This window comes from Kaarinaea lacus (genome assembly GCF_975902315.1).
In genome coordinates this window covers 1-3,773 of the sequence record NZ_CDLKIE010000436.1, presented here as the reverse complement: position 1 = coordinate 3,773, position 3,773 = coordinate 1, and the positions used below count along the sequence as shown (strand labels likewise).

6 protein-coding genes are annotated in these 3,773 nt (G+C 42.1%); 4 read left to right on the top strand and 2 right to left on the bottom strand.

Going from position 1 to position 3,773, the window contains the following annotated elements; all coding sequences use genetic code 11:
* The first annotated feature begins 401 nt into the window (after positions 1-401).
* Positions 402-866, top strand: a complete 465-nt coding sequence (locus tag ACWVCM_RS13665; protein ID WP_455202317.1) for a peroxiredoxin — start codon at positions 402-404, stop codon at positions 864-866.
* A 44-nt stretch (positions 867-910) separates the two neighbouring features.
* On the opposite strand, the gene ACWVCM_RS13660 is transcribed toward ACWVCM_RS13665, so the two are convergent.
* Together ACWVCM_RS13660 and ACWVCM_RS13655 are read right to left on the bottom strand one after the other, a co-directional pair.
* Positions 911-1,318 carry an ExbD/TolR family protein gene (locus tag ACWVCM_RS13660; protein WP_455202316.1) on the bottom strand — a complete coding sequence of 136 codons (408 nt, stop codon included), beginning with the start codon at positions 1,316-1,318 and terminating at the stop codon, positions 911-913.
* A gap of 4 nt (positions 1,319-1,322) precedes the next feature.
* The gene (locus tag ACWVCM_RS13655) at positions 1,323-1,964 is read right to left on the bottom strand and encodes a MotA/TolQ/ExbB proton channel family protein (protein WP_455202315.1); all 642 of its coding nucleotides are present in this window, start codon (positions 1,962-1,964) and stop codon (positions 1,323-1,325) included.
* A gap of 202 nt (positions 1,965-2,166) precedes the next feature.
* On the opposite strand from ACWVCM_RS13655, the gene ACWVCM_RS13650 reads away from it, so the two are divergent.
* The 3 genes from ACWVCM_RS13650 (at position 2,167) to ACWVCM_RS13640 (ending at position 3,741) form a co-directional block, all read left to right on the top strand.
* A complete protein-coding gene (locus ACWVCM_RS13650) occupies positions 2,167-2,331 on the top strand; it encodes a hypothetical protein (protein WP_455202314.1) in 165 nt (54 codons plus the stop codon).
* 65 nt (positions 2,332-2,396) lie between these two features.
* Positions 2,397-3,056, top strand: a complete 660-nt coding sequence (locus ACWVCM_RS13645) for a DUF2459 domain-containing protein (RefSeq protein WP_455202313.1) — start codon at positions 2,397-2,399, stop codon at positions 3,054-3,056.
* A gap of 28 nt (positions 3,057-3,084) precedes the next feature.
* Positions 3,085-3,741, top strand: coding sequence for a thiosulfate oxidation carrier protein SoxY (locus ACWVCM_RS13640; RefSeq protein ID WP_455202312.1), 657 nt, complete (start codon positions 3,085-3,087; stop codon positions 3,739-3,741).
* The last annotated feature ends 32 nt before the right edge of the window (positions 3,742-3,773 follow it).

The window sequence follows — 3,773 nt, the reverse complement described above, 5'->3', positions numbered from 1 at the left end:
GCTGATTCTTCCATAGTAGCACTGGCAGTAAGTGATCAAAGATCAGACCAGTGTCGCTGATTTACTCCAAAAACAAATATTTATTTACTTTAATGGGTAGCTATTTGAATAGCTACCCATTGCCTTTTAGATCAGGCTACTGATGATCCTTTTAGCAGCCTGTGCACATCGGTGTGGTTAGCGGCTGTCTACTAATATCTCTACGCACTCCCTGCTATTATCTAATTTACCCAGGTCACCTTTTGGAGAGTTTTTGCCAGTAAGTAGTGACGGATAGTGGGTACTGGAATAAAATTATATACTGTACCAGGCGTATTTAAGGGTTGTCCTGATTTGAACGCTATTATAGTTTGGTTTTTGAATGTCTCGTTAATTCAATTACAGTTTACAAGGAAAATATAATGTTAGAGAAAAACCAGATGGCTCCGGAGTTTTCTGTAGTGAACCAGGATAACAAAACTGTAAAGTTATCTGATTTTCGGAATCGACAGAATGTTATCCTGTATTTTTACCCCAAGGACGACACACCAGGCTGTACCATAGAGGCCAATCAATTCACCGAATTTGCCAGTGAATTTGCAGCTGCTGATACGATTGTTATTGGTGTAAGCAAAGATACTTGCGAAAGCCATCAGGCATTTATTGATAAATATGCTCTGAAAGTTGAATTGCTGGCAGACACGACGGGTGAACTGTGTGAAAGTTATGGGGTATGGCAGGAAAAGGAAAAAGCAGGTGTAAAAAAAATGGGGATAGTCCGGTCTACGTTTTTAATTGACAAGGAAGGCGTCCTGAAAGAAGTAATATATGGCGTCACACCTGATGGGCATGCGCAGGAGATGCTGGAAAAGGTCAGGAAATTGTAAATAGCACACAACAGAGGAAAATATTTAAACGGACCTGGAGAACATCACGATTGTTTGCGCGTGGTAACCAGTATCAGGTTTTTTGCACCGGCCAGCTTGGCGGCATCGATAACTTTTACAACCGTATCATATTGCACCCTCCGGTCTGCCTGAATGACAACGGTATCTTTGGCCAGGGATTTAATTCGAAGTTTTATAATTGTAGTTAGTTGATGCTGATTCACATTAGTCTCATCAATTAATATGTTTCCGTCCTTGTCAATTTGCACAATAATTTCAGGAAGTAAACCAGAACCTTCACTCTCAATTTCCGGTACGATAATGGCAACGCCTGCTTGCTCAACGAAACTGCTGGCCAGTAAAAAGAAAATGAGCAGTAAAAATACAATATCGATCAATGCCGTTAGATGAATCGTGGGGCGTGTGCGCTTTTTGGAAGGAAATCGCAACATGGTTCTACAGTACAGAATTATGGCCCCTGGACCAGGATTTCATGAACGCGATGGCAATTTCTTCCAGATATTCGTGTATATAATGCAGGCGGCTTTCAAGATGATTATGAAAGAAGAGCAGTGGAATAGCCACCAATAGTCCAAATGCAGTAGTGAGCATGGCTTCCCAGATGCCACCAGCTAATACCGAGGCATTGACACTGCCCCCCATGCGTTCTACAACGACAAATGCCTTGATCATTCCCAATACCGTACCCAGTAAACCAAGCAGTGGTGCGGTGCTACCGAGAACTGCGAGGGTACTTAGATAACGCGATAATGATGCGACTTCCCGTTCGACGCCATGAATTAAAATCATTTCCACAGTGTCCCGGTCGGGTTCTTCAACATTAAGCGCTTCCAGTATTATCCGTTTGGCCGCAGATTGCTCTGGGTTGCTTTTGCGTATAAGTTCCCGGGCGGTACCGAATTTACCGTCATGAATAAGTTGGTACAGGGATTCATGATTTTCACGACGCTTCAGAAATTTTCGGTAACGCAACAACCGCTCGAAAAATATGGCTGTACCAATGAGTGAGCACAACAGGATTGGCCATACCAGCAGGCCGCCCTTATTCACCAGGTCAAGCGCTTCCAGGTTTTCCATGCAAATGATTCCTCAACAGGAAAGTCGTTGATACTGCAGAAAAAATTAGTCAATCCAGATAAAATCATGAACCGTATAATATTTTACTTTAAATTGATAATAAATTCTGGTTGTATTGGATGAGAAAATCATTAACGGACTGGACCGTAAAATCCGGATTGTGGATAAAAACAGGATTATTTTAAAAATAATGAGGTAAATAATGGCTTTTAGAATCAGTGGTATTGTATTGATAGTGGCCGGCGCAATTCTTCTTGTATTGTTCGATACTGACCTGGTTAAGGCATTTGCAGGGGCTTCGGTGATATTAGGATTCCTTATTGTTGCCCTGGATATAATGCGTCGCAGTATTGAAAAAACAGAATGAAATACGCTGGCAACAAATAGCAAAACAGTGCCTGGAAAGATTTTATATTGAGTTAACGAGAAGCAATGAGTGACGGAATCAACAAAGTTATTTTTATCCTGTTGTCTCTGGTTTTGGCTGCTTGTTCCTCACCTCCGAAGGGCTTGTTTCCACCAGGCCAAAATGAGCCTGTTAAATCAATCTATCTCGTCAGTCATGGTTGGCATGCCGGTATAGTTATCAAACGGGCGGATATCCCGGATGGCCTGTGGCCTGAGCACAATGATTTTCCTGATGCCAGGTATCTGGAAGTGGGATGGGGCGACAAAGACTATTACATGACCTCTGATCCACACCTGGGGATTACTCTAAAAGCAGGATTATTCCCCACAGAGAGTGTTTTACACATTGTCGGATTCAGTGAGCCTGTAAAAGAGTACTTCGCGCGTAGCGAGATTATCAGGATTGATTTGACCCACGAGGGATTTGCGAGACTTTGTGACTATTTAAGAAATAGCTATGCCAGAGATGACAGGGGGGTGGCCCAGGCTCTGGGTCCGGGATTGTATGGCAAGAGTCAATTTTACTTATCCGGGGAAACCTATCATGCATTTAATACCTGTAATGTATGGACGGCCAGAGCATTGCAAAATGCGGGTTGCCCAATTACACCAGCAACGACGCTAACTGTGGAGGAATTAATGGCCGAAGTTGCGGAATTTGGTAAAGTAATTCAGGCGAAATAATCTTTGCAGCAATAGAGTAGGTTGTACAATGGGATACTATAATAATCATATTAGAGATTTATTTCTCAGGGATGACGAATATTACATGAAACTTTGCTTTACAAGAGTTTTGATTGTTCTGGTAATTTTGGCCATAGCGGGAGGATGCAGTGGATCATCGAATACTCGAAAAACAAATGAGCTTGTATTAAAAGCACCAGAAAGTGCCGAGAACGGTGACGCTATACCGCTTACGTTAGAAATGCCCGATTATATCGGCACTGGTAGTGAAATAACTATTTTTGTCAATTCCGAAGCTGCCGTTACTGTAAGGCTTCTTGAAGGATATCAAACGCAAAAATTTTCTACACGGGTAAGAATGTTCCACTCTGGAAGCATTGTTGCACGAGTTATCAAAAGTAACGGTGATGTATTGACAACATATCGAAAGGTAACAATTGGCAAAGGTGCTGTCATTCCCGAGTCGGGGCAATCAAAAAATGATCATCGCTATGAATATGTAGATGGAGACTTAAAGTTCATGGTGGGGAATAATATGACGCGGGTGGACTCCATACAAACGTTGGTGGTTCGTACGAACCAGGGAAAACTGGAATTTGATTGCACCTTGAATTTAGCCAGTCTTCCTTACTTTGCCCTAAGTCATGATGGTCCAGTTGCTGACTTTGCTATAGAAATATATTAGTGGTGCAAAAATAATAGTTTTAGAATTTGCTG